20 protein-coding genes are annotated in these 21,832 nt (G+C 69.9%); 7 read left to right on the forward strand and 13 right to left on the reverse strand.

Annotated features, from left to right (window positions below; translation table 11 throughout):
- Nucleotides 1-35: 35 nt before the first annotated feature.
- Nucleotides 36-1,178 (reverse strand): acetyl-CoA C-acetyltransferase, encoded by a 1,143-nt coding sequence (locus F4561_RS23910; RefSeq protein ID WP_184581821.1) that lies wholly within the window; start codon nucleotides 1,176-1,178, stop codon nucleotides 36-38.
- Nucleotides 1,179-1,367: 189 nt separating this feature from the next.
- Here F4561_RS23910 and F4561_RS23915 point away from each other — a divergent pair, with 189 nt between their 5' ends.
- On the forward strand, nucleotides 1,368-2,510 hold the full coding sequence (locus F4561_RS23915) for an acyl-CoA dehydrogenase family protein (protein WP_184581823.1): 1,143 nt from the start codon (nucleotides 1,368-1,370) through the stop codon (nucleotides 2,508-2,510).
- A gap of 44 nt (nucleotides 2,511-2,554) precedes the next feature.
- Nucleotides 2,555-2,722: a hypothetical protein gene (locus F4561_RS23920; protein WP_184581825.1), complete on the forward strand. Its 168-nt coding sequence runs from the start codon at nucleotides 2,555-2,557 to the stop codon at nucleotides 2,720-2,722.
- A 247-nt stretch (nucleotides 2,723-2,969) separates the two neighbouring features.
- Here F4561_RS23920 and F4561_RS23925 read toward each other — a convergent pair whose 3' ends face one another.
- The 3 genes from F4561_RS23925 to pdxH all read right to left on the reverse strand — a co-directional run bounded on the left by F4561_RS23925 (nucleotide 2,970) and on the right by pdxH (nucleotide 7,028).
- Nucleotides 2,970-5,219, reverse strand: a complete 2,250-nt coding sequence (locus F4561_RS23925; RefSeq protein ID WP_184581827.1) for a SpoIIE family protein phosphatase — start codon at nucleotides 5,217-5,219, stop codon at nucleotides 2,970-2,972.
- A gap of 190 nt (nucleotides 5,220-5,409) precedes the next feature.
- The gene (locus F4561_RS23930) at nucleotides 5,410-6,120 is read right to left on the reverse strand and encodes an iron-dependent transcriptional repressor DtxR (protein WP_184581829.1); all 711 of its coding nucleotides are present in this window, start codon (nucleotides 6,118-6,120) and stop codon (nucleotides 5,410-5,412) included.
- A gap of 242 nt (nucleotides 6,121-6,362) precedes the next feature.
- Nucleotides 6,363-7,028 (reverse strand): pyridoxamine 5'-phosphate oxidase, encoded by a 666-nt coding sequence (gene pdxH / locus F4561_RS23935; protein ID WP_184581831.1) that lies wholly within the window; start codon nucleotides 7,026-7,028, stop codon nucleotides 6,363-6,365.
- Between the two features lie 144 nt (nucleotides 7,029-7,172).
- On the opposite strand from pdxH, the gene F4561_RS23940 reads away from it, so the two are divergent.
- Nucleotides 7,173-8,279 (forward strand): citrate synthase 2, encoded by a 1,107-nt coding sequence (locus F4561_RS23940; RefSeq protein ID WP_184581833.1) that lies wholly within the window; start codon nucleotides 7,173-7,175, stop codon nucleotides 8,277-8,279.
- A 106-nt stretch (nucleotides 8,280-8,385) separates the two neighbouring features.
- Here F4561_RS23940 and F4561_RS23945 read toward each other — a convergent pair whose 3' ends face one another.
- Nucleotides 8,386-9,903 (reverse strand): DUF7059 domain-containing protein, encoded by a 1,518-nt coding sequence (locus F4561_RS23945; protein ID WP_184581835.1) that lies wholly within the window; start codon nucleotides 9,901-9,903, stop codon nucleotides 8,386-8,388.
- Nucleotides 9,904-9,932: 29 nt separating this feature from the next.
- Nucleotides 9,933-10,286 (reverse strand): DUF2530 domain-containing protein, encoded by a 354-nt coding sequence (locus tag F4561_RS23950; RefSeq protein ID WP_184581837.1) that lies wholly within the window; start codon nucleotides 10,284-10,286, stop codon nucleotides 9,933-9,935.
- Between the two features lie 176 nt (nucleotides 10,287-10,462).
- Here F4561_RS23950 and F4561_RS23955 point away from each other — a divergent pair, with 176 nt between their 5' ends.
- The 3 genes from F4561_RS23955 (at nucleotide 10,463) to thpR (ending at nucleotide 12,791) form a co-directional block, all read left to right on the forward strand.
- The gene (locus F4561_RS23955; RefSeq protein WP_376773678.1) at nucleotides 10,463-10,915 is read left to right on the forward strand and encodes a MarR family transcriptional regulator; all 453 of its coding nucleotides are present in this window, start codon (nucleotides 10,463-10,465) and stop codon (nucleotides 10,913-10,915) included.
- 89 nt (nucleotides 10,916-11,004) lie between these two features.
- On the forward strand, nucleotides 11,005-12,228 hold the full coding sequence (locus F4561_RS23960) for an MFS transporter (RefSeq protein ID WP_184581841.1): 1,224 nt from the start codon (nucleotides 11,005-11,007) through the stop codon (nucleotides 12,226-12,228).
- Nucleotides 12,225-12,791: an RNA 2',3'-cyclic phosphodiesterase gene (gene thpR, locus F4561_RS23965; protein WP_184581842.1), complete on the forward strand. Its 567-nt coding sequence runs from the start codon at nucleotides 12,225-12,227 to the stop codon at nucleotides 12,789-12,791. Before F4561_RS23960 ends, thpR begins: the two co-directional genes overlap by 4 nt.
- Nucleotides 12,792-13,105: 314 nt before the next feature.
- Here thpR and F4561_RS23970 read toward each other — a convergent pair whose 3' ends face one another.
- Nucleotides 13,106-13,831, reverse strand: coding sequence for a 3-keto-5-aminohexanoate cleavage protein (locus F4561_RS23970; RefSeq protein ID WP_184581852.1), 726 nt, complete (start codon nucleotides 13,829-13,831; stop codon nucleotides 13,106-13,108).
- 99 nt (nucleotides 13,832-13,930) lie between these two features.
- On the opposite strand from F4561_RS23970, the gene F4561_RS23975 reads away from it, so the two are divergent.
- Entirely contained in the window at nucleotides 13,931-14,959 is a 1,029-nt protein-coding gene (locus F4561_RS23975) for a YjiK family protein (protein ID WP_184581854.1), read from the forward strand.
- A gap of 71 nt (nucleotides 14,960-15,030) precedes the next feature.
- Here F4561_RS23975 and F4561_RS23980 read toward each other — a convergent pair whose 3' ends face one another.
- From F4561_RS23980 to mpaB, 6 genes are all read right to left on the reverse strand, one after another.
- Nucleotides 15,031-15,960, reverse strand: coding sequence for an NAD-dependent epimerase/dehydratase family protein (locus tag F4561_RS23980; RefSeq protein WP_184581856.1), 930 nt, complete (start codon nucleotides 15,958-15,960; stop codon nucleotides 15,031-15,033).
- The gene (locus tag F4561_RS23985) at nucleotides 15,957-17,003 is read right to left on the reverse strand and encodes a Gfo/Idh/MocA family protein (RefSeq protein ID WP_184581858.1); all 1,047 of its coding nucleotides are present in this window, start codon (nucleotides 17,001-17,003) and stop codon (nucleotides 15,957-15,959) included. The genes F4561_RS23980 and F4561_RS23985 overlap by 4 nt, the downstream gene beginning before the upstream one ends.
- Entirely contained in the window at nucleotides 17,000-18,436 is a 1,437-nt protein-coding gene (locus F4561_RS23990) for an NDP-hexose 2,3-dehydratase family protein (protein ID WP_184581860.1), read from the reverse strand. Before F4561_RS23990 ends, F4561_RS23985 begins: the two co-directional genes overlap by 4 nt.
- Nucleotides 18,437-18,499: 63 nt before the next feature.
- Complete coding sequence (locus F4561_RS23995) at nucleotides 18,500-19,780, reverse strand: nucleotide disphospho-sugar-binding domain-containing protein (RefSeq protein ID WP_184581862.1); 1,281 nt, start codon at nucleotides 19,778-19,780, stop codon at nucleotides 18,500-18,502.
- A 112-nt stretch (nucleotides 19,781-19,892) separates the two neighbouring features.
- Nucleotides 19,893-20,690, reverse strand: coding sequence for a daptide-type RiPP biosynthesis methyltransferase (gene mpaM / locus F4561_RS24000; protein ID WP_184581864.1), 798 nt, complete (start codon nucleotides 20,688-20,690; stop codon nucleotides 19,893-19,895).
- 24 nt (nucleotides 20,691-20,714) lie between these two features.
- Complete coding sequence (gene mpaB / locus F4561_RS24005; protein WP_184581866.1) at nucleotides 20,715-21,770, reverse strand: daptide biosynthesis RiPP recognition protein; 1,056 nt, start codon at nucleotides 21,768-21,770, stop codon at nucleotides 20,715-20,717.
- Between the last annotated feature and the right edge of the window lie 62 nt (nucleotides 21,771-21,832).

Here is a 21,832-nt window from a genome sequence, read left to right on the forward strand (position 1 = left end):
CGGGAAGGAACGCTGTGTGTGGGACCGGTGCGGCCTCAGAGCCGCTCGATGATGGTGACGTTGGCCTGGCCACCGCCTTCGCACATGGTCTGCAGGCCGTACCGGCCGCCGCTGCGCTCCAGCTCGTGCACCAGCTTGGTCAGCAGGACGGACCCGGTGGCGCCCAGCGGGTGCCCGAGGGCGATCGCGCCGCCGTTGGGGTTGGTGGTGGCCGGGTCGGCGCCGAGCTCCTCGATCCAGGCCAGCGGGACCGGCGCGAACGCCTCGTTGATCTCGGTAACGTCGATGTCGTCGATGCCCAGTCCCGCCTTCCGCAGCGCGGTCCGGGTCGCCGGGATCGGCGCGGTGAGCATGTACACCGGGTCGTCCCCGACCAGGGAGAGCTGTACGACCCGGGCCATCGGAGTGAGGCCGTACTCGGTGACGGCGCGCTCCGAGGCGATCAGCACGGCGCCCGCGCCCACCGAGACCTGGCTCGCGACGGCCGGAGTCAGCTCCCACCCCTCACGCAGCGGGGCGAGCCCGGCCATCTTCTCCAGGGTGGTGTCGGGCCGCACACCCTCATCCAGCGCGACATCCCCGTACGGCGCGATCTCGGCGTCGAAACGCCCGGCGCTCTGGGCGGCGGCCGCGCGCTGGTGGCTTTCCAGTGCGAACCGCTCCAGCTCGGCCCGCTTATAGCCCCACTTCTCGCACATCAACTGGGCGCCGCGGAACTGCGAGATCTCCTGGTCGCCGTACCGGCCGGCCCACCCCTCACCGAAGATGGAAAGCCCGTTCTCCAGAGCGAACGTGACATTGGAGCCCATGGGCACCATGCCCATGTTCTCCACGCCCGAGGCGATGACGACGTCCTGGGTTCCGGACATGACCCCCTGGGCGGCGAAGTGCACGGCCTGCTGCGAGGAGCCGCACTGGCGGTCGATGGTGACCCCGGGGGTGGTCTCCGGCAGGCCGGCCGACAGCCAGGCGGTGCGGGCGAGATCCAGCGCCTGCGGCCCGACCTGGCTCACGCAGCCCATGATGACGTCCTCGACCGCGGCCGGGTCGACGCCAGTGCGCTCCACGAGGCTGGAGAGGACGTGCGCCCCCAGGTCCGCCGGGTGCGCTCCCGCGAGTGCGCCCTTCTTGGTTCCTACGGGGGTGCGAACCGCCCCAACGATGAATGCCTCAGCCACGGTGCCCTCCTGTGCGAACCGCATAACCAACGTCCTGTTGAACCGAACCATATTCGGTTTGGCGGTGAAGGCAAGAACGCGGGGCGCCGCGGGGCGCGTCCACCTCGCGCGCCAGGCCGAACGCCGCTCGATTAGGCTGGCCGCACACGTTCCGCACGCCCGGTACCGCGCGATCGAGGGAGCCAGACCATGAAGAGAGAACTCTTCGACACCGACCACGAGCTGTTCCGCGAATCGGTGGCCGAGTTCCTCAAGCGCGAGGCCACTCCGTACCACGCCGAGTGGGAGAACGAGGGGATCGTGCCGCGCGAGGTCTGGCACAAGGCCGGCGAGGTCGGGATCCTCGGCCTGGGCGTCCCGGAGGAGTTCGGCGGCTCGGGCGTCGCCGACTACCGCTTCAACGCGGTGGTCACCGAGGAGGTCTGCCGCGCCCACACCAGTGGGCTCGGTTTCTCGCTGCACAATGATGTTGTCGCCCCCTACCTGGTGGACCTGGCCACCGCCGAGCAGAAGGCGCGCTGGCTCCCCGGTTTCTGCAGTGGGGAGCTGATCACGGCGATCGCGATGACCGAGCCGGGTGCCGGCAGCGACCTGCAGGGGGTGCAGACCTCCGCGGTCCGTGACGGCGACGCGTTCGTCCTCAACGGGCAGAAAACCTTCATCACCAACGGCATCAACGCCGACCTGGTGATCGTGGTCGCCCGGACCGACCCCGAGGCCGGCGCGCACGGTCTCTCGCTGCTCGCTGTCGAGCGCGGCATGCCCGGGTTCGAGCGCGGCCGCAACCTGGACAAGGTGGGGTTGAAGGCGCAGGACACCGCGGAGCTCTTCTTCTCCGACGTGCGAGTGCCCGCCGAGAACCTGATCGGGCAGGTGAACCAGGGGTTCATCCACCTGATGGACAACCTGCCGCAGGAGCGGCTGTCGATCGCCTGCTCCGCTGTCGCCTCCGCGGAGATGATGCTCGCCGAGACGATCGAGTACTGCAAGGAACGGACCGCGTTCGGCCGGCCCATCGGCAAGTTCCAGAACACCCGCTTCGTTCTCGCCGAGCTGGCTACCGAGGTCGACATCGCCCGCACCTACGTCGACCGCGGGATCACGCTGCTCAACCGCGGTGAGCTGACCGTCGACGACGCCGCCAAGGCCAAATGGTGGACCACGGAGCTCACCAACAAGGTGATGGACCGTTGTCTCCAGCTGCACGGCGGGTACGGATACATGATGGAGTACTCCGTCGCGAAGGCGTGGCAGGACGCCCGGGTCCAATCGATCTACGGTGGCACCACCGAGATCATGAAGGAGATCGTGGGGCGTTCGCTGGGCCTGTAGCGGCACCCCCTCGCAGGGTCACAGTGAAAGGGGCGCAATCCCTCATGAGCGGCTCATGGGACGGCCTGATCGTCCTCGGTCTCCTGGTCGTGCTCCTCCTCATCGGCATACGCAAGCTCCGCCCGCGCGTGTACATCCCGTGGGCGACCAGCGGCATCGTCGTGTTCTTCGTCTTCCTGGTGCTGCTGCTGTGGGCGTGGTCCTGGCGGTAGGACCGTGCCGCCCGGCGCGGACCGGCCGGTGCGCGCCGGGCGGGGCCACCGCGTCCCTCGCCGCGTGCCGCACGGTGGCCGCGGCGGTCAGGCGCTCTGCTCCGGCACGGCCCCGCGCACGGCGCCGATGGGACGGTTTCCGACGACACCGCACGCCACGCTCGCGGCCCGCAGGACGGGCGGCCCGGCCGCTGGTAGTACTTCGTCGAGTGCCGGGCTCACCCTGGGCCAGGGCCCTGGCGAGGTACTACTGGGTGGTGCGCATCGGGACCTCGAACCAGACGGCCTTGCCTTCGGGGGTTGGGCGCGAACCCCACCGGGTCGCGAGCTGGTCCACCAGGTACAGCCCGCGGCCGCCCTCGTCGTCTGCCCCTGCGCTGCGGATGCGCGGAAGTCGCAGGTCATGGTCGAACACCTCGACCCAGACCGAGGACCCGCCACGGCGCAGCCGCAGCAGGAACTCGCGCGTTCCGGAGTTCTCGTCGGGGTCCTCGGCCGCCTCGGTGAGCAGGTCGGACCAGTCCTCGTCGAAGTCGCCCGCCAGGCCACCGAAGTCGAGCTGGGTCTCGACATCGGTCACGTCCCGGTTGTTGAGATCGCGACGCGCGGGGTGCGGGGTCGCGTGGATAACGACGTTCGTGACGATCTCCGACACCAGCAGACAGGCCAGTTCGGCCTGGTCGCGGTCCATGCCCCATTGCGCGAACGTGGTGGCGGCCAGGTGCCGGGCCTCGCCGACCGTGGGCGCCTCCGCGTTGAACCAGCCCTCCTCCAGAGCCAGCTCCTCGGGTTGGGAGCGCACGACGAGCAGTGCGGTGTCATCGTCGATCTCCCCGGGAACCGCGGTGACCGCGACCTCCGCGATCTGCTCGACGTCCTTGTCCGCCACCTCACGCACGCGCTCGTGCAACTGGTCGAGCGACCGGCGGATGTCGACCGTTCCGCCCAGGGGTCGCCGATCGACCAGGCCATCGGTGTAGAGCAGCAGGGTGCCTCCCGGCGGAAGGGTCAGGCTGGCCTGGTGGTAGATGGCGTCATCGTAGGCGGCGCCCTTGACCTTGACGCCCAGCAGAGTGTCGGAGATCTCCAGGCTGAGCTCCGAGACATCGCCGTCGTTGATGAGCAACGGCGCCATGTGGCCGGCGTTGGCATAGGAGAGCTCGCGCGACCACGCGTCATAGACCAGGTACAGACAGCTCACGCTGGGCACCCAGACACCACCGTCGCCGTCGGGCTGGCCGAGCAGGCGCACCCACTCGTCGAGCTCCCGCAGGATGTCCGCCGGCTCCCGGTCGGCCTGCGCGAACGCGCGCAGCGCGGCGCGCAGTTGGCCCATGACGGCCGCGGCGTGCGTGCCCCGGCCCTCGACATCCCCGACGACGATGCCGACCCGGCCCGCCGAGAGCGGAACCACGTCGTAGAAATCCCCGCCGACCTGGGTCTGGATGCCATGGCCGTGGGACTCCAGCGGTTTGGCCGGCAGGTACCGGTGCGCCAGCGAGATGCCGTCGAACTGCGGGAAGGAGGTCGGGAGCAGGCTGTTCTGGAACGCGAGCGCCATGTTGCGCTCTCCCTCGAACAGCTTGGCGTTGTCGATGGCGATCGCCACCCGCGAGGCGATCGCGCCGAGCAGGTCGCGGTCGAAGCCGTCGTAGTTCCGCTTGTCGCGCTGGGTGAGGTGGGAGAGCGCGACCGTGAGCACACCGAGGACCTCGCCCCGGACCCGCAGCGGCGCCGCGATCGCCGACGTCACGCCGACCTGTTGGGCGACCCGGATCGCGCGGTCGCTGGTGGCGTACATGGCGGGCTGCAAGTCGCTGATGGCCACCGTCTCCATGCGGCGGATGGCCGTGGATACGAAGTGACGATCCGGATACCGGACCTCTTCGCCGACGTCGAACCACGTTCCCCGCGGCGGCGTCCACCCCTGGGCGTGTACCGAGATCCGACGCATAAGCCGGTCGTGCTCGAACAGGTCAATGAAGCAATGGTCGGCGAACTGCGGCACCAGGATCTCGGCGACCGACTTGAGGGTGGAGTCGAACTCCAGTGAGCTCGCGAGCCGGTCGCCCACGCGCTCCAGCAGTCCGTACTGCTCCTCCACCCGCCCACTGCGCAGCGCCTCGTTGGCCATCAGCGCGATCCCGTCGATCTCGCCGCCCTCATGGCGCATGGGGACCGCCTGGGCACGGACATGCAGCCAGGTTCCGTCGGCACGGACCACGGCGAACGTGCCGTCCCAGGTCTCTCCTTTGAGAACCTGGCGCGCGAGTTGGGCCGCGCGCTCGTGGTCCGCCTCGTGGATTCCGATGTCGAGCAGCGACATGCCCCGATAGTCCCGGTCACCGAAGAAACCGAACAGTTCCCGAGCGAACCCGTTCCAGTAACGGAGGCGACTGAAGCGGTCGATCACGACAACAGCGATCTGGGCCTGTTCGAGCACAGCGATCCCGGTGAGCGCGTCATCGTCGGAGAAGGCATCCCCCCACCGCGTCATAAAGTCGCCACCTCGTCGTCACGGAACGTAATCCTAGTGCTCCACGAGCGCCATGTCCCCCGCGCGACGGGGCCGTGCGACGCGATGTCTACCCGCTCCGCCATGGGCCGAGCGTAGCAACAGTTCGGACATATCCGCAGAGCAACGCGACATTCAGGTCCCTGGAGCACAAGCCGCCCCCGGGACGGGCCTATGGTTTGGCCACGAAGACGTGACCGGCGATGTGCCGTGACAGTTCGCTTGCGCCGCCATTATCGCCGCTACCACCCATCACCCGTACGCCGTCATCGCTCGCGACGAGCGTCACTTCCTGCCCGGGGCGTACCCGGGCGCTCTTGAGGTCCAGCATGATGTCCGTGTCACTCTGCAGTTGCTCGCTGATACGGCGGACGGTGACCGTGATCGGGGTGGCGTTGGCGACGTCGACCATCGGGACGATGGAGTCGTCCGAGAACGGCTCGGGTTCGTAGTCCGCGAGACCGATCTCGTCGAGTCCGGGGATGGGGTTGCCGTGCGGGCAGACCGAAGGGGCGTTCAACAACTGGACCAGCCGTTCCTCAACCGCCTCGGAGATCACGTGCTCCCACCGACACGCCTCGACGTGTACGTCCTCCCAGGGCAGCCCGATCACGTCAACGAGCAGGCGCTCCGCGAGGCGGTGCTTGCGCATGACGAGGGTGGCCAGCCGGCTTCCTTCGTCGGTCATCACGAGGTGCCGGTCGTTCTCGACCCGGAGCAGGCCGTCGCGTTCCATCCGCGCGACCGTCTGGCTGACGGTCGGGCCACTCTGCTGCAGCCGTTCCGCGATCCGGGCACGCAGCGGAACGATGCCCTCCTCTTCGAGTTCGAAGATCGTGCGGAGGTACATCTCCGTAGTGTCAATAAGCCCGTGTGCGGTCAAAGGCTCCCCCTCCCCTCGTGGGCCCGTTGAGAGTCGAGCAACGGCAGGTCTCTCAACACATGCCAGTGACGGCTGATTCCGGAGTGGCCCCGGCCCGAGGCCTCGGACCTCCGGCGACAGTCTCCGGCACCGTCCACCCTGGCGCGGGAGTGGCCACCGATGGCTCTAATCATAGCGTGACGGCGCGTTCCGCACCTCCCACCGGTTCGTGGGATCTCCACTTCTCCGGATGAATTTGTCACTCACGGTGACAATCGTTCGATATCCCAGAGCTGGCCGCTCCCCTCCTCGGACCGGAGACGGTACCGGAACCGGTCGTGCATCCGGTCGGCCCGCCCCTGCCAGAATTCCACCTCCGAGGGCAGGATCCGGTACCCGCCCCAGTATTCGGGGCGCGGAATCTCGGCGGCCCCGGTCCAGGTGCGCTCGTACTGCCCGAAGCGCTCTTCCAGCTCAGCCCGGTCGCGCACCGGGGAGGACTGGTACTCGCTCGCCCAGGCGCCGACCTGCGACCCGTGCGGCCGCGTGCGGAAGTACGCGTCGTTCTCCTCCTCACTGAGGCGTTCCGCTCGGCCCGAGACGCTCACCTGGCGTCGAATCGGATGCCACGGGAAGACCACACTGACGTTCGGGTTCTCCAACAGCGCCCGCCCTTTGCGCGAACGGTAGTTGGTAAAAAATCGGAATCCGGCGCGGTCGTATCCTTTGAGGAGCACGATCCTCACCCGCGGAACACCCCGCGGCTCGACTGTGGCCAGTGCCATGGCGTTCGGCTCGGCCAGGCCCTCACCGCGGGCCTGGGTGAACCAGACGTGAAACTGATCCATGGGATGCGCCGCCAAACCGCCCCTGCGCAGCGGACCAGCGCCATAGGGTTCCCGCAGGTCAGCAAATTCACATTGGTTCACGGTGGAGCATCCTCACACGGCCTGCGGGGTACGCGCCACTCAGAGGAAGAGCAGTAGCGGCACGGTGCGTGGCACCCAGACCACCCGAGGAGGGTCCACGGGCACATCCCGCGACCGTGGACCGGGAAGACGGAGGGCGCCGATATGTCGGACTTCAAACCCGGGCTTGAGGGAGTTGTGGCGTTCGAGACGGAGATCGCCGAACCGGACAAGGAGGGTGGCTCGCTGCGCTACCGGGGTGTCGACATCGAGAACCTCGTCGGCCACGTGACGTTCGGGCGGGTGTGGTCGCTGCTGGTCGACAACCGGCTCGACCCCGGGCTGCCCTTCGCCAGCCCTATCCCCCTGATGGTGACCACCGGCGACGTCCGCGTCGACGTACAGAGCACACTGGCGACCCTGGCGCCATTGTGGGGGCTCAAGCCGCTGCTGGACATCGACGACGACGAGGCGTCCGACAACGTCGCCCACGCCACCTCCGCCGCGCTCTCGGTGATCGCCCAGTCCGCGCGCGGCGAGCAGCCGCAGGTGCCCGAGCGCCGGGTCGCCGAGGGCCGCAGCGTCGTCGAACGGTTCATGATCGAGCTGCGCGGGGAACCCGACCCGCGGCACGTCAAGGCGGTCGACGCCTACTGGACCTCGGCCGCGGAGCACGGCATGAACGCGTCCACGTTCACCGCCCGCGTCATCGCGTCCACCGGAGCCGACGTGGCCGCCTCGCTGTCGGGCGCCGTGGGGGCACTCTCCGGTCCGCTGCACGGCGGCGCGCCAGCGCGGGTGCTGCACATGCTGGACGAGACCGAGCGCATCGGCGACGCGCGCACCTACGTCGCCCAGGCCCTCGACCGCGGCGAGCGGCTCATGGGCTTCGGACACCGCGTCTACCGCGCCGAGGACCCGCGCGCCCGGGTGCTGCGCCGCACGGCCAAGGAGCTCGGCGCCCCGCGCTACGAGGTCGCCTCCGCGCTGGAGAACGCGGCGCTCGAAGAACTGCACGCCCGCAAGCCCGACCGGGTCCTGGCCACCAACGTGGAGTATTGGGCCGCGGTCGTGCTGGAGTTCGCCGAGATCCCGTCCTCGATGTTCACGTCGATGTTCACCAGCGCCCGCACCGCTGGCTGGTCGGCACACATCCTGGAGCAGAAACGCAGCGGCCGGCTCGTCCGTCCGAGCGCCCGGTACACCGGCCCGGCAGAGCGCGTCATATCCGAAATTTCGGGTGTCGACGCGGCACTCACCCAGGGCGTGTGACCAACACGCCGTGCGGACCCAGCGGTACTCATTGCCGATCTTGAGGATTGCGTTCCTTCCAAGCGCGATAAAGGAACGAAATCCTCAAGATCGGCGCACATCGCATCTAGCGCGCCACCCGGAAGAAGCCCTCGGCGATGAGCGACCGCAGAACGTCGGGGGTGCGTTCGCGCACCTTGAGCGGGTCCTGCTCGGTGAGCTCGGCGATGGCGTCGAGCAGCGGTCCCACCGGCATGGTGCCATCGCAGACGCTGGCCAGGCCGGCCTCGATCGTGCCCACCTGGGCGACCCGCCGCGCACCGTTGCGCTGCCGGAGCAGGATCTTCTCCGGGTCGGGAGCGCCCGGTGTCCCGATCCGCTCCTCCGCCACCCCGGGCGCGAGTGTCACGTGCGCTGACAGCAGTGCGGCGTCGGTAAGCCGGTGCGCGGTCATGGCGCCGTCGACTACATCGGGCAGGTACCCGCCTACCGGCTCCTCGATCTCGTGGCGCAGCTCCTCCACCCGCACGGTGGCGTCCTGGGCGACATCGTTGCGCAGGCTGATCCAGCCGAAGCCGATCCCCTTGACCCCCTCACGCTCGAAGTAGTCGAGCCAGGCGTCGTAGCGGCGGGTGTACTCGGGGGTCCCGTGCTCGCACGAGTCGCGCAGCCAGAGCTCCACGTACTCCGCCGGGTCCTGGACCTCGCGCTGCACGACCCACCCCGAACAGGCCGTTCCGCTCACCCAGGCGCCGACCCGGTCGCGCCAGTCCTCGCCGTCGACGTGCAGCCAGTTGGCCAGCAACTGGCACCAGCCGCCGTCGGTGAGGTGGCCCGGTGCCTGGCGGACCAGATCGGCGCACAGGCTGTCACCGCTGCGGTCGGACTCCCGGTAGGTGTAGCGCGCCGGATCGGGAGTGATCACGAAGGGCGGGTTGGAGACGATGAGATCGAAGCGCTCGCCCTGAACCGGTTCGAACAGTGACCCGGCCCGTGTCTCGACGTTCGGCGCGTCGGAAAGCGCGCAACTGATCTCGGCCATCCGCAGCGCGCGGGGGTTGACGTCGGTCGCACACACCCGGCTCGCGCGTCCGGCCAGGTGCATCGCCTGCACACCGCATCCGGTTCCGAGGTCCAATGCGGTCTCGAAAGGCCCGTCGACCATCAGTCGCGCCAGGGTCGCCGAGGCGCCTCCGGCACCGACGACGTGGTCGGCGCGCGGCTGCCCGCCGCCGGGGCGAACGGTGGGATCGGAGACCACGTATCCCGGCCGGCCGTCCTCCAGCTCGCACGGCTCCAGGTGCACCCCGGCCCGTACCTCGCCGTCGCGCACCCGCAGCAGGCCGGCATCGGCAAGCTCCTGGACGGGCAGGATGGCGCGCGCCGAGGCTTCGGCGACGGGGGCGTGCAACCACCACAGGCGCAGCAGCAGACCCAGGCGTTCCTCACCCCCTGTGGCGCGCAGCGCAGGGGTGAGTTGTTCTCGGGCGAGCGCCCGTGCCGCCATGTCGCCGAGACGGTCGCGCACGCCGTGCACGGTGTAGTCGGCGTCGATCAGTACGTGCCGGAGCCGGTCGGCGAGCCGGGGCGGTATGGGGCGGAGCGATTCAGGCACACGCCCATTATCGGGCAGTGACAAAGCCATGTGTGCGCCCGTCCGGGACGGACTGGCCGTCAACCGCCCTCATGAGCGGACGAACCGCCGGTGCGCTGCTGATCCCCGGCTCCCGAGCGTTGCGCGGGCGGCTCCGACTCTGGCGCGTCGGCCCGTTCGGCCGTCTTGGCGGCGTGCCGTTGCTCGGCCTCGTCGCGCTTGCGCAGCAGCCGCGGGATGTAGAGGAAGGCGAACAGCCCGAGCGCGATCCCGGTCATGCAGACCCATATCCACCACTCCTGGGAGCGGTCGAGCCCCTCGCCCATGGCGAGGAGGACCACAAGAGCCACGATCCACGCCGCCGTGCCGAGTGCCGTGGGAACGCGGTAATCGCTCTCCAGGACCTCGGGGTCGGGCTGGCGGGGTTTGGGCACGGTTTCAGGCTAGACGATCGATCGGTCAAACTCGTCGCAGCGTGCCCGCCGCGGCCACGCAACCTCGCGCCCGCCTCTCGGCGACACGGGCACGGTCGGACAGTCAGGCTGGTACGTCCCGAACGCCATAGCGGAATGTTGGGGCACGGTATTATGGTTAGCAAAAGTAATGAGTCATGCTAATGGATCATCCTCGGCTTCCCCACCAGACCCGGACCGACGCCGGTCTGGCGGCAGCACTGCGTGTGGCAGTGGGCAGACTGGCCCGCAGGCTGCGCGCGCAGCGGCCCGCCACCCTCTCCCTGGGGCAGAGCGCCGTTCTGTACACCCTCAACCGGCACGGCCAGATGACACCGGGCGCGCTCGCGGAGCGCGAGAAGGTTCAGCCGCCATCGATGACCCGGATCATCGCGGCGTTGGAGGAGCACGGCCTGATTCACCGGACGAAGCATCCGCAGGACCGCCGCCAACAGCTCGTGGACCTGACGGACGAGGGCCGGAGCCTGGTGCGGATGGACCAGCGCCGGCGCGAGGCGTGGCTGGCGCGCCAGCTCCAGGAGCTGACCCCGGAGGAGAAGGAGACGTTGCGCAGAGCGACGGAGATTCTGGAGCGGCTGAGCCAGTCCTGACCGGCTCCGGACCCGGCGAAGCGGACCCCGAGCCGGGCGATCCCCCCGAAACGGACGCGGCGGAGCCGCGGCCGTGGCGCGGGCCGGCCATGTTCCGCTCGCTGGCGGTTCGCAACTACCGGCTGTTCTTCATGGGGCAACTCGTCTCGAACACCGGCACCTGGATGCAGCGGATCGCCCAGGACTGGCTGGTACTCCAGCTCAGCGGCGGCAGCGGCATGGCCCTCGGTCTCACGACCGGCCTGCAGTTCCTGCCCATGCTGCTGTTCGGACTGCTGGGCGGGGCGCTCGTCGACCGGCTGAGCAAGCGCCGGATCCTCATCGCCAGCCAGGCCGCCATGGGAGTTCTCGCGCTCGGCCTCGGTGTGCTCGCCACCGCCGGCGCCGCCGAGGTGTGGCACGTCTACCTGTTCGCCTTCAGCCTCGGCCTCGTCACCGTCGTGGACAACCCGGCGCGCCAGACCTTCGCCGTCGAACTGGTGGGGCGCCGGGACCTGCCCAACGCGATCGCGCTGAACAGCGCCAGCTTCCAGCTCGGCCGGGTGACCGGGCCGACCGTCGCCGGGCTGCTCATCGCGGCGATCGGCAGCGGCCCGGTCTTCCTGATCAACGCGGCCTCCTTCGTCCCCGTCCTCGTTGGTCTGTGGCTGATGCGCCCCGGCGAGCTGCAGATCACCGAGCCCGCTCCGCGGAGCAAGGGGCAGATCCGCGAGGGCCTGCGCTACGTACTCGGCCGCAAGGACGTGCTGATCCTGCTGGTGCTGACCGCTTTCGTGCAGATCTTCGGCACCACCTCGCAGACCCAGATCGCCCTGATGACCAACAACGTGTTCACGGCGGGCGCCGCGGCGTTCGGTGTCGCCGCGGCCGCGCTCGCCGTCGGCGCGCTCACCGGGGCGTTGCTGGCCGCCCGCCGGGAGCGTCCCCGGCTGCGCATCGTGCTGTTCGGGGCGTTCGGCTTCGCCGCCGGGCAGATCCTGGGCGGCCTCGCACCGGGCTACCTGGCGTTCCTCGTGGCACTGGTGCCCATGGGGATCGCCTTCATGACATTCACCACCGCCCTGAACACCCACCTGCAGCTCAGCGTCGACCCGCAGGTGCGCGGCCGGGTGATGAGCATGTACATCCTGGTGCTCCTGGGCATGGCACCCATCGGGGCGCCGATCGTCGGCTTCCTCGCCGACACCTTCGGCCCGCGCGTCAGCCTCCTCACCGGCGGCAGCATTACCGTGCTGGTGACGATGGTCGCGACGATACTGTTGTGCCGGGTGCTCGGGGTGCGACTGAAGTCCCTGGGTAGAAGGAGGGCGTGAGACTTTTTGTCGCCGTAGCCCCGCCGCCGGCGGTGGCGGAGGAGGTCGAGGACGCCGTTGCCGCCCTCCGCTCCCATTCGCCGGCGCTGCGCTGGACACTGCCCGAGGACCGGCACCTGACCCTGGTCTTCCTCGGCGAGGTGCCCGAAAGCCACGTGCCCGGGGTCGAGCGCCGCCTGGGCACCGAGGCCGCGCGACATCACCCGTTCTCCCTCGTGGTGCGCGGGGGCGGGACGTTTCCCGAGGACGCCGCGCAGGCCCAGGTGCTGTGGGCCGCGGTCGAGGGCGACGTACACCGGTTGACCCTGCTCTCGTACGGGCTGCGCAAGGCCGCCCGGAAGAGCGGTATCAACGTGTCCAGGCGGCCCTATGTCCCGCACCTCACGCTGGCACGCAGCCGCGGCCCGGCCGACCTGAGCGAGCTGCGGGGCCGGCTCGACGGCATCGAGTCCACCCACTTCACCGCGGCCGACGTGCACCTGGTGCACAGTCGCACCGGCTCGCGTCCCCGCTACGAGACGATCGCGCGGTGGGACCTGGCCCCGCACCCGAACGGCGGCTGAGCACGGCCAGCGAAACACCGCGGGACGCGGGCGCCGCGTCCGGCTCCGACAGGGAGGACATATGATGGCGGCGCCCAGTGCAACCACGGGCGCGAGGGCGACATCTCCCGGCCGGAGCCGGACCGCTCGCCTGGTGGCCCCGAGGGAGCACCGTGCGGCCGGGCCCAGCGGTCACGAGGAGCGCGACGACGGATGAGCATTCTCAGCAACAACCGCAAGCAGCGCTGGCTACTCCCCATCGTGCTCGCGGCGATCATGCTCGTCGTCCTGGTCGGCGCGCTGCTGTAGGTGTGTCGCTTCCCCGCGGTCCCGGCTCAGCGCGCCGGTGCAGTTCGCTCCAGCGCCGCGGCGATCAGTGCCGCGTTGTTCTCCACCTCGTTGCCATCAGGCCCGCGCATCGTGTCCTCAAGCCCGATACGGAGGTCGCGCCCGGCGGCCGCGGCGGCGTCGAGCAGCGGCCAGGCGGTGTCGTCGGCGCCGTGGAGCATGCGGGGAAGCTCGATGTGGGCGCGGTCGAGGACGGCGTCGATGGTCGAGGCGTTGGCCAGCGCGTCCTTCGTTGTGACCTGGGTCGGCTCGACCAGCGCCGCGACGACGTCGGCGGCCAGGCCGGTGGCGGCCAGGATGCGGGCGGAGTCGGGAGTCGCGAGGCCGGCCTCGACCCCCACCCGGCGGTCGATCAGCAGCCGCGCGATCTCCACGGAGCCGGGCTCGTGCAGGTTCACCGTCGCCGTGTCGGGCATCTCGCCCCAGCGCTGCACCAGGTCGTAGCGGCGCCAGGGATCGGGCTCCGCGGAGAGGGCGGTGGTCACGCTGATCGGCACACCGGGGATCGCGGCCCGCAGCGCCTTCATCAGCGGGGTCAGGACCTGGGGTTCCAGCGACTCGGCACCGCGTGCGTCGCGCGGATGGATGTGGATCTCGTCGGCACCGGCGTCGACAACCGCTCGGGCATCCGATGTGAGCTGGTCGGGCGAGACCGGCAGAGCCGGGTGTGCCCCCGGACGACGGTCACCGTTCAGACACGCGACGATCCTCATGGTCATCCTCTCGCCGTGATCGCCACCTACTGCGAAGCATGCCCACATGGCACGGGTCGCAAGCAGTCGAGGCCGGATGAGGATGCGATGATGACCTATATGAGGACACGTGCCGCTGTCGCGGTGTCGATCGTGATGGCAGCCACCGCGACACTCGGTGCGGCTGGGCCCACCCCCCGGGAATCGGACGAGAGCGACGCTCCCGAAGGCACCGAGGAACTGTTCCAGGTGGATGACCCGCGGATCGTCCAGTCCAGCGGGCTGGCGGTGTCCGGCCGGCACGACGACATCTACTGGACGCACAACGACAGCGGGGACTTTCCCGCCGAGATATACGCGGTCAACGGCGAGGGCGGGACCGAGGCGACGGTCACGCTCTCGGGCCCGGAGGTCGAGGCGCGCGACTGGGAGGCGATCGCCGCCGGGGTCGACGACTCTGGCGACCCCGCGCTCTACGTCGGCGATATCGGCGACAACTTCCAGGGCGCCTGGCCCGACATCCGGATCTACCGCCTCGCCGAGCCGGACAAGCTGGTCGACCAGACGGTCGAGGTCGAGACGTTCACCCTCCGCTTCGAGGACGGCGCGCGCGACGCCGAGGGGCTGCTGGTCGACCCGCGCGACAACCGCGTCTACGTCGTCAGCAAGGAGGTCGCCGGCGGGATCTACGCGGCACCCGAGACCCTCGACCCCGACGCCACCAACGAGCTGACCCGGGTCGGGTCCGCGCCCCTGTACAGCACCGACGCCGCGTTCTCCCCGGACGGCTCGCACTACGCGATCCGCACCTACTGGGCGGCCACGGTCTACGACGCCACCGAGGGCGTACCCGGCGCCAGCACCACCCAGGTCGGCCTGCCCGAGTCCGAACAGGGCGAGTCGTTGGCGTTCACCCCTGACGGATCCGCGCTGCTCGCCGGCTCGGAGGGCGAGACCAGCCCGGTCTGGAGCGTCCCGTTGCCCGAGGAGGCCACCGCCGCGGACAAGGACGGCGACACGCCGGAGTCCGAGCCCACAGCCTCGGCGGAAGGGGACCAGTCCGGCGGAGCCTCGGCGCTCATCTGGGGCGGAGTCGGTGTCGCGGCGGTCGTGATCGCCGGGATCGTGCTCCTGGTGCGGCGGAGCTGAAACCCGGTTCGCACCGCAGCGCACGCCCTGTTCCCCTCTCTTCGTACTCGCAGGCCTTCGGAAAGACCTGTCTAGCGACCCTGAACGAGGGTGTTCCACAGGTCGCGCACCGACCGGGTCAGGGGGCGGCGGGCGGTCCAGCCGAGCACATCGCGGGCCGGTCCCGGGTCGACCCGGATCCAGTCGTCCGCCGCGGGCGACCGACCAGGGCGTTCCACCACCCGTGCGGGCACACCGCTCACCCGAATCAACATCTCGACCATCCGGCGTACCGGTACGGCTTCTCCCCGGCCGATATCGACCACCTGCCCATGTGTGCCCCGGTGCGCCGCCACGAGCACCGCGCCGGACACGTCGCGTACATCGACGTAGTCCCTTCGCGCGACCAGGGGGGAGAGTTCGACCCGTGCCTCGCCGGCCCCGCCCGGGAAGTTGGCCAACTGATCGGCCACCGTGCCCAGGAGGCTCACGGGCGGCGTCCCCGGCCCGACGATGTTGGCGATGCGCAGGACGCTGGCGTCCAGGCTCCCGGCCTCGGCCGCCGTGAGGACGGCCCGGGTCGCCTCGTACTTCGCTTTGCCGTGGGAGGTCGTTGGACGGGGCAGGGCTCCCGGCCGCGTCCAACTACCCGGGGGTAGGGGCCCGTACTCCAGGACCGTGCCGAGGTGGACCAGCCGGGTTCCCCGGCCGAGGGCGGCCAGCGCCTCCACGAGCAGGAGCACCGGAGTCGTGCACATGGCGCGCATCCGTTGGTCGTCCAGTCCCCAGATGCTTCCCGTGGCGTTGACGACGACGTCGGGCCGTTCCCTCTCCAGGAGCGCGACCACGTCCGCGACACCGGCCGTAGACAGGTCGAGAGCCAGGAACCGGTGAGGGAACCCGCGCGGGGGCGCACGGCGCGCCACCACCGCGACCTCGGCGCCGGCGGCGGCCAGGTCCGCGCACACGCGGCGGCCCAGAAAGCCGGTTCCGCCCGTCACGAGGACGCGGGTGCCCTTCATTCGCTCCTCCGTCCGTGCCCCGCCGAGGGGGGCGTGCGGCTCCGGTGCTCCGGAGTCGCGGACAGGATCCGTGCCCGCGACCGCACCCGGTCCATGAGCCGGGCGCGCCGCAGGAGGTCAGCGGTGGCCGTTCCGGGCAGGTCCGGGGCCGTACCGGCCACAGAGCGGACGAACGCCCGGAGGCAGTGCGCGAACTGGTCCTCCGCGGCCAGGGTGCGTTCCCAGGTCGTGTCTTGCTGCTCCACCCTGATCGTCGGGCGCAGGGTCGGGGGCGGGGTGTACGCGCGGTCCACGACGACGCGCCCCTCGCTCCCCCACAGCACGTACTGGCACAGGTAGGAGTGTTCGAACCCGAAGGTGACGGTGGCCGTCTGCCCGGACGGGGTACTCAGCAGCGCGTTCCCGGCGACGTCTACGCTGTGCTGGGCGGCCCGTTTGAGGGCGGCGCCCACCACGTCGAGTTCCGGCCCCAGGTGGAGGAGCGCGGCGCTGAGGGGGTAGATACCGTTGTCCGCCAGGGACCCGCCGCCCAGCTCCGGCCGGTAGCGGATGTCGCCGTCCCGCAAGGGGGGAATGGCGAAGGCCGCGCTGACGGTCCTGAGCTCCCCCACCGTTCCCGTCGCCACCAGTTCTCGGACGGTCGCATGCATGCCGTGGTACGTGTAGGTGAGGTTCTCCATCAGGGTCAGTCCGCGTGATCGCGCGATTTCGACCGCTTCCACCGTGTCCTGGTAGTTGGTGGTCAGCGGTTTCTCCGCGAGGACGTGTTTGCCCGCGTTCAGCGCCCGGAGGATCCACTCGTGGTGCAGGCCCGCGGGGAGGGGGATGTAGAGGGCGTCGATGTCAGTGCGCTCCACCAGCGACCCGTACCCTTCGACCGCCTCGTTGCCGAAGAGGGTGGTGAACTCGCGGGCCGTGGCGGCGCTCCGCGAGGCGACCGCGACGAGTTCGGCTCCCGGCTCGCGGAGCATGGCCGGTATGGTTCGGCGCCTGGCGATGTCGGCGCAACCGAGGATCCCGAACCTGACCCGCTCTGGTCTCACTGCCCTGCTCCTTGTCCTGGTGTCCGCGTCCGGGGTCCCGCCACACTGTGCAGGCACGCGAGGAGGGTCCGGGCCTCGATGTTGAGGTAGTAACCGTGCCGGACCAGTGCTTCCAACTGGAGGAGGGACACCCAGCGGTGGTCGTCCGGCACGTGCCGGGGGATGTCGCTCCTGGTGTCGACGATCATGTACCGGTTGAGCGCGTGGTGGAACCGGCCGCCCTCCTCCGCGAGCACGGTGTCGAACAGGACGCGTTCTTTGGGCGCCCGCAGGACCCAGTCCAGGACCTCGGGCTCGTCGTCGGAGCGGTGGGAGGGACCCCAGTGCACGGTGGGTCCCATCTCTACCCCGTCCACCAACCCGACCTGGGTCCGGGCCCGAACCAGAACGTCGAACCGGCCGTGCTCCGACGAGCTGACCAGGAAGGCGATGACGTCTCGGCCGACGGGACGGAGCAGGGGTTGATCCCACTCCGCCACCTCGCGGTTCCCGGCTCTGACGCTCACTCCGATGATGCTGAAGTGGCGCCCTTCCACGTGGGCGATCTCGTCCGGTCCCCGCGTCCACTCCGGCAACCCGAGTAACGGTGCGCTGCGCACGGTCATCGTGCACCGGCTCTTCAGCCCGGTAAACCAGCTCAGTACGTCCGCCACGTTGTCGTGGCAGCCTGCCGGGTGTTCCTGCGCTGGGAGTTCGGACCCCCGCGTCCGGGCGGCCGTGTCCCAGTGGTCGACGGTGGCGGGCATGCAGGCGAGAACGGTCCGCAGGTCCATGTTGACCATGCCGTCCACGTGCAGGAGGGCGCGCAGTTCACGGAGGGGTATCCAGTGGAAGTCCTCGGCGGGTGGGATTTCCTCGTCGACCAGCACGATCATGTTCCGGTTGCGTTTGCTCAGGAACCATGCACCCTGCTCCGACTGGAGCACATCGGCGAGGACGCCCCGGGCGTGGGCGAAATGGTCAAGGTACTTCGTGGGTTTTCCCCGGTGGACCCGCGTGAAGTTGCTGCGTGTGGCCTGGACCGTCGGCGAGATCTGTAGGACGTTGGGATTGCCCGGTTCCATCTTCGCCTGGACCAGACACTCGACCCCGTGCTCGCGCTTCCTCACCAGCAGGCCCAGGACTCCGATCTCCGCCTGGTTGATGATCGGCTGGCTCCACTCAGGAACAGCACCGGGCGCACCGCGAACGTGCAGTCCCTCCACGGTGAAGAAGCGTCCACTCTCGTGGCGCAGGTTCAGGTCGGCCGCGTCGAAGTCCCAGCCCCGGAGGCTGGCCAGGGGAACGCGGTCCACTGTGCGGAGTGTGCCCCGAAGGCGCATGAGGAACCACTCCCGGAACCTCCGGCCCGCACGGGTGGGCAGGTGTCGTCGCAGTTGTGCGGTCACAACCCGCTCGTCCGGACCGCTACCAGTGTCTGGCGCCTGCTCCACGGCGCCCTCCTCTACTCGGCGGTCGGCGATGGTTCCCGTGCGTGCTGGCCAGGGCCGCGGCTCTCATCGGTCGACCGTTCCCTTGCGGTGGGCCCCGGTCAGCCGTTCCAATGCCGGGACGACCTCGGCGGGGGTGGGGAGCCCGAGGGCCTCGGTCCGGAGCCGCTCGGCGTTGGTGCGGAAGGAGCCGTTGTCGAGGACCCGCAGGAGTTGCTGTCTCAGCATCTGCGGGGTAACACGGTTCGCCTTCCCGACGTTGACGCCGGCGCCCTGTGCCTGGAGGCCGTTGGCGTAGGCGAGCGGCCCGTACCACCGGTTGTTGCCGAAGATTCCGGGCACGATGAGCTGGGGAACTCCGTGTTCCCAGGCCGAGACCACCGTGCCGAGCCCCCCGTGGTGGATGGCGGCGGCGCACGAGGACAGCAAGGGGGCGAGGGGGACGTGGTCGACGGCCCGGACGTTGTCGGGGAGCGACGCGCGGCTCACCTCCTTCTCCGTGAAGGTCGCGATCACGTCGACGTCGAGGTCGGCGACGGCGTCGATGACGACCTCGGCGGTGATCTCGTGGGACAACCCTCCCCTGTACGAACCTCCCGTGGTGGCGCACACCCTCGGCCGTTCCGGCGGGGTGTCCAACCACCGGGGGACCACGGTGGGGCCGTTGCAGGAGATCGGCCGCATGCTGACCTCGACGGGTCCCGGACCGGTCCGCGCCCACGGAGGTTGGGCATCGATGGTCCACTGGCCGCGGATGAGCTCCTCGTCGAACTCGCACTCGTAGCGTTTGAGGAGCGGGGTCAGCCATTTACGCAGCGGGTCGGGACGCGGATCGTCCCCTTTCTCTTCCCGCCATGCCCCGCGGAGTTGCAACAACGCGTCCGCCACGACGAGGAGCCTGGCGTGGGCGGCCCGGGAGGCCCGTGCGGCCACGGCCCCCGGGTACGACAGGCCGTCCCAGACGACCAGATCGGGTTTCCACGCGCGGGCGAACCCGACGAGGTCGTCCAGGACGGCGCGGGTGCAGGAGGGCCGCAGTGTTCCCTCCACGGCCAGGCAGAGCTCCAGGTAGGGGTCGTCCCTTCCGTAGTCGTCCTGGGTGAGGTCGTCGCTTTCCGACTCCACGGTCGCCAGGTCCACCCCGGCGGCCCCGGGGGCGTGCCGGGGATCCGCCGGTTCCCGGCCGACCTGTACCGCCGTGAGGCCGATCCCCGCGGCGGCGTCGACGAGTTCCGGACGGCACGCGACGCGGACCTCGTGCCCGGCGGAACGCAGCGCCCACGCCAGGGGGGCCATCAGATACAGGTGCGACTTCAGCACGAAGAATGGCGACAGAAGAACACGCATCGAACTTGCCTCCATAGTGTCGGAGGGGGTGACTCGACCTCGGGAAACCTGTCGGTCCCCGGGGCGGGACGGAACCGCTCCTCCCGTGCGGGGCTGGGGCGGGCCCAACGGGTCAATCCAACATCTCCGCCTCGATCAGCACGTTCTGCTTCTCCGGTGCGGACCGGGGCAGCTCCTGTCGGCGAACGATCCGCATCCCGGCCCGGCCGAGCTCGTCCTCCAGGACGCGCGCCGGTACCGTGCGCAGGGTGCTTTCCAGGACCGGGCGCGGGGCGCCACCGTCCTCCTCCGGGATGATCGTGACGACGACGGTGCGGGGACCGGCCGGCCTCTCCCGCAAGCGGTAGTGCAGTCCGCTTGCTCCCCTGACGCGGGTCTCGACCGCACCGGCAGCCCTCACCCCCGCGGCGGGAGCCGTGACGGTGAAGAAGAACCCGCCGTCCGGGGCGAGGTGGCGCGCCACGCACCCGAACATGCCTTCCCTGGCGTCGTCGTCCAGCAGGGAGATCGAGTTCGTCCCGAGGACCACGGCCCCGAACCGGGTCGCCACGTCGAAGGCGGACATGTCGCCGTGGACGACGGTGCAACCGGAACGCACCCGGTCAGGGGCCTTCTCGATTCGGCCCCGGAGCCGGCGGAGCAGGGTCTCGGACAGGTCGAGCCCGGTCACGTCCAGCCCGGAGGCCAACAGAGGCAGGGTGATGCGCCCCGATCCCGCCGCGAGTTCGAGTACGGGCCCGCCCCTGCGCCGGACCGCGCGCTTGAGTTCCCTGATCTCGTAGGTGTCGTTCTCGGAGATGTCGTGGTACACGTCGGCGCCGTCCGGGCCGTAGAGGTCGGCGGCCGCGGAGCCGTCCGGCCCACCCGCATCCTCGGGCGGGCCAGCAGCGCGCCCCGTTTCCGGGTTCATGTCTCGTTTCCCCCTTCCGCGCATTCACCGTCGGCCCGGGACCCGGAGAGGTTCGTCCCACTGGAGCAGTGAGGCGAGCTTGCGAACGGAATCCGGGTCGGCGTACTCGGTCGCGGGGTCGACCGACCCGCACACGGTCAGGGCCTCCAACGCGTGCCCGGTCGAGGGAGGCATCCGGAGGACACGTCCCGACGCGGGGAGGTAGGCGTAGACGGTTCCGCCGCTCTCCATCACGACGGGGGTCTGCGGCTCCGTCGTGTCGGCGGGGTCCGCCAGGTCGCCGAGCGGCGGCAGGAGGCGTCCCCCGAACCCGGAGACCCGGATCTTCTGGACCTCCTGGGCACGCAGGGTGCGCACCGCGTCCAGAACGGTCAGGTACCGTGCGATCCACGGCCGCGCGACCAGTGCGTCGGCGCGTTCGTCCTCGCCGATGGCGTCAGCCAGGCACACCGAGCAGCCCACCTGGAACCCAGCGTTCAGTTCCGTCCAGCGGTTTTGGAGTTCCCTCAAGGGCGTGTCCACCATTCCGAGACCGCGCCCGGTCGGGGATGTGGAGACCTGCCCGTGCGTGCCGACGTACAGGCGCGACCGGGGACCGCCGCTCCCGGTGTCGGCTCCCAGCCCCGGCAAGTCGGCGATGCGCACAGAGGGGGACACGACGTACTCCTGGAACGAACCGTCGGTGTAGGCGGTGTCCGCGTCCGCGAGGAACCGTTCGAAGTCGTCCGCCCCCGTGACGCGGATGAGGGTTGGCCCCAGCAGGGGGAGGAATTCGGTCGAGACGTAGTCCTGGATCTGGAGGAAGAAGTCGTCCCCGACCGCGAATTCCGAGCCCGGTTCGACGATGGATCCTTCGCAGTCGAAGGCGCGGACGCGGTCTTGGTCTCCGCCCCCTTGGACGAACAGCACCGTCTCCGGGCCCACCAGGTCGGACTCGGCCACGGCGTCGAGGTGCCCGGCGTCCTCCAAGAGCACCGTCGAACACCCGGTCCCGGTGTCCGGTCCGATGTTGCCCACGCTCCAGAGCAGGAGCCTGTCCCGCATGACGCTGAGCCCTGTTTTCGAGTTGTCGTTACTCACTGCACCTCATCGATTCCTTGTTCCGGTTCATCGGACCTCCGGGGCGCCAGCGGGCGGCCCGG

The organism is Lipingzhangella halophila (assembly GCF_014203805.1).
GTDB classification, from domain to species: domain Bacteria; phylum Actinomycetota; class Actinomycetes; order Streptosporangiales; family Streptosporangiaceae; genus Lipingzhangella; species Lipingzhangella halophila.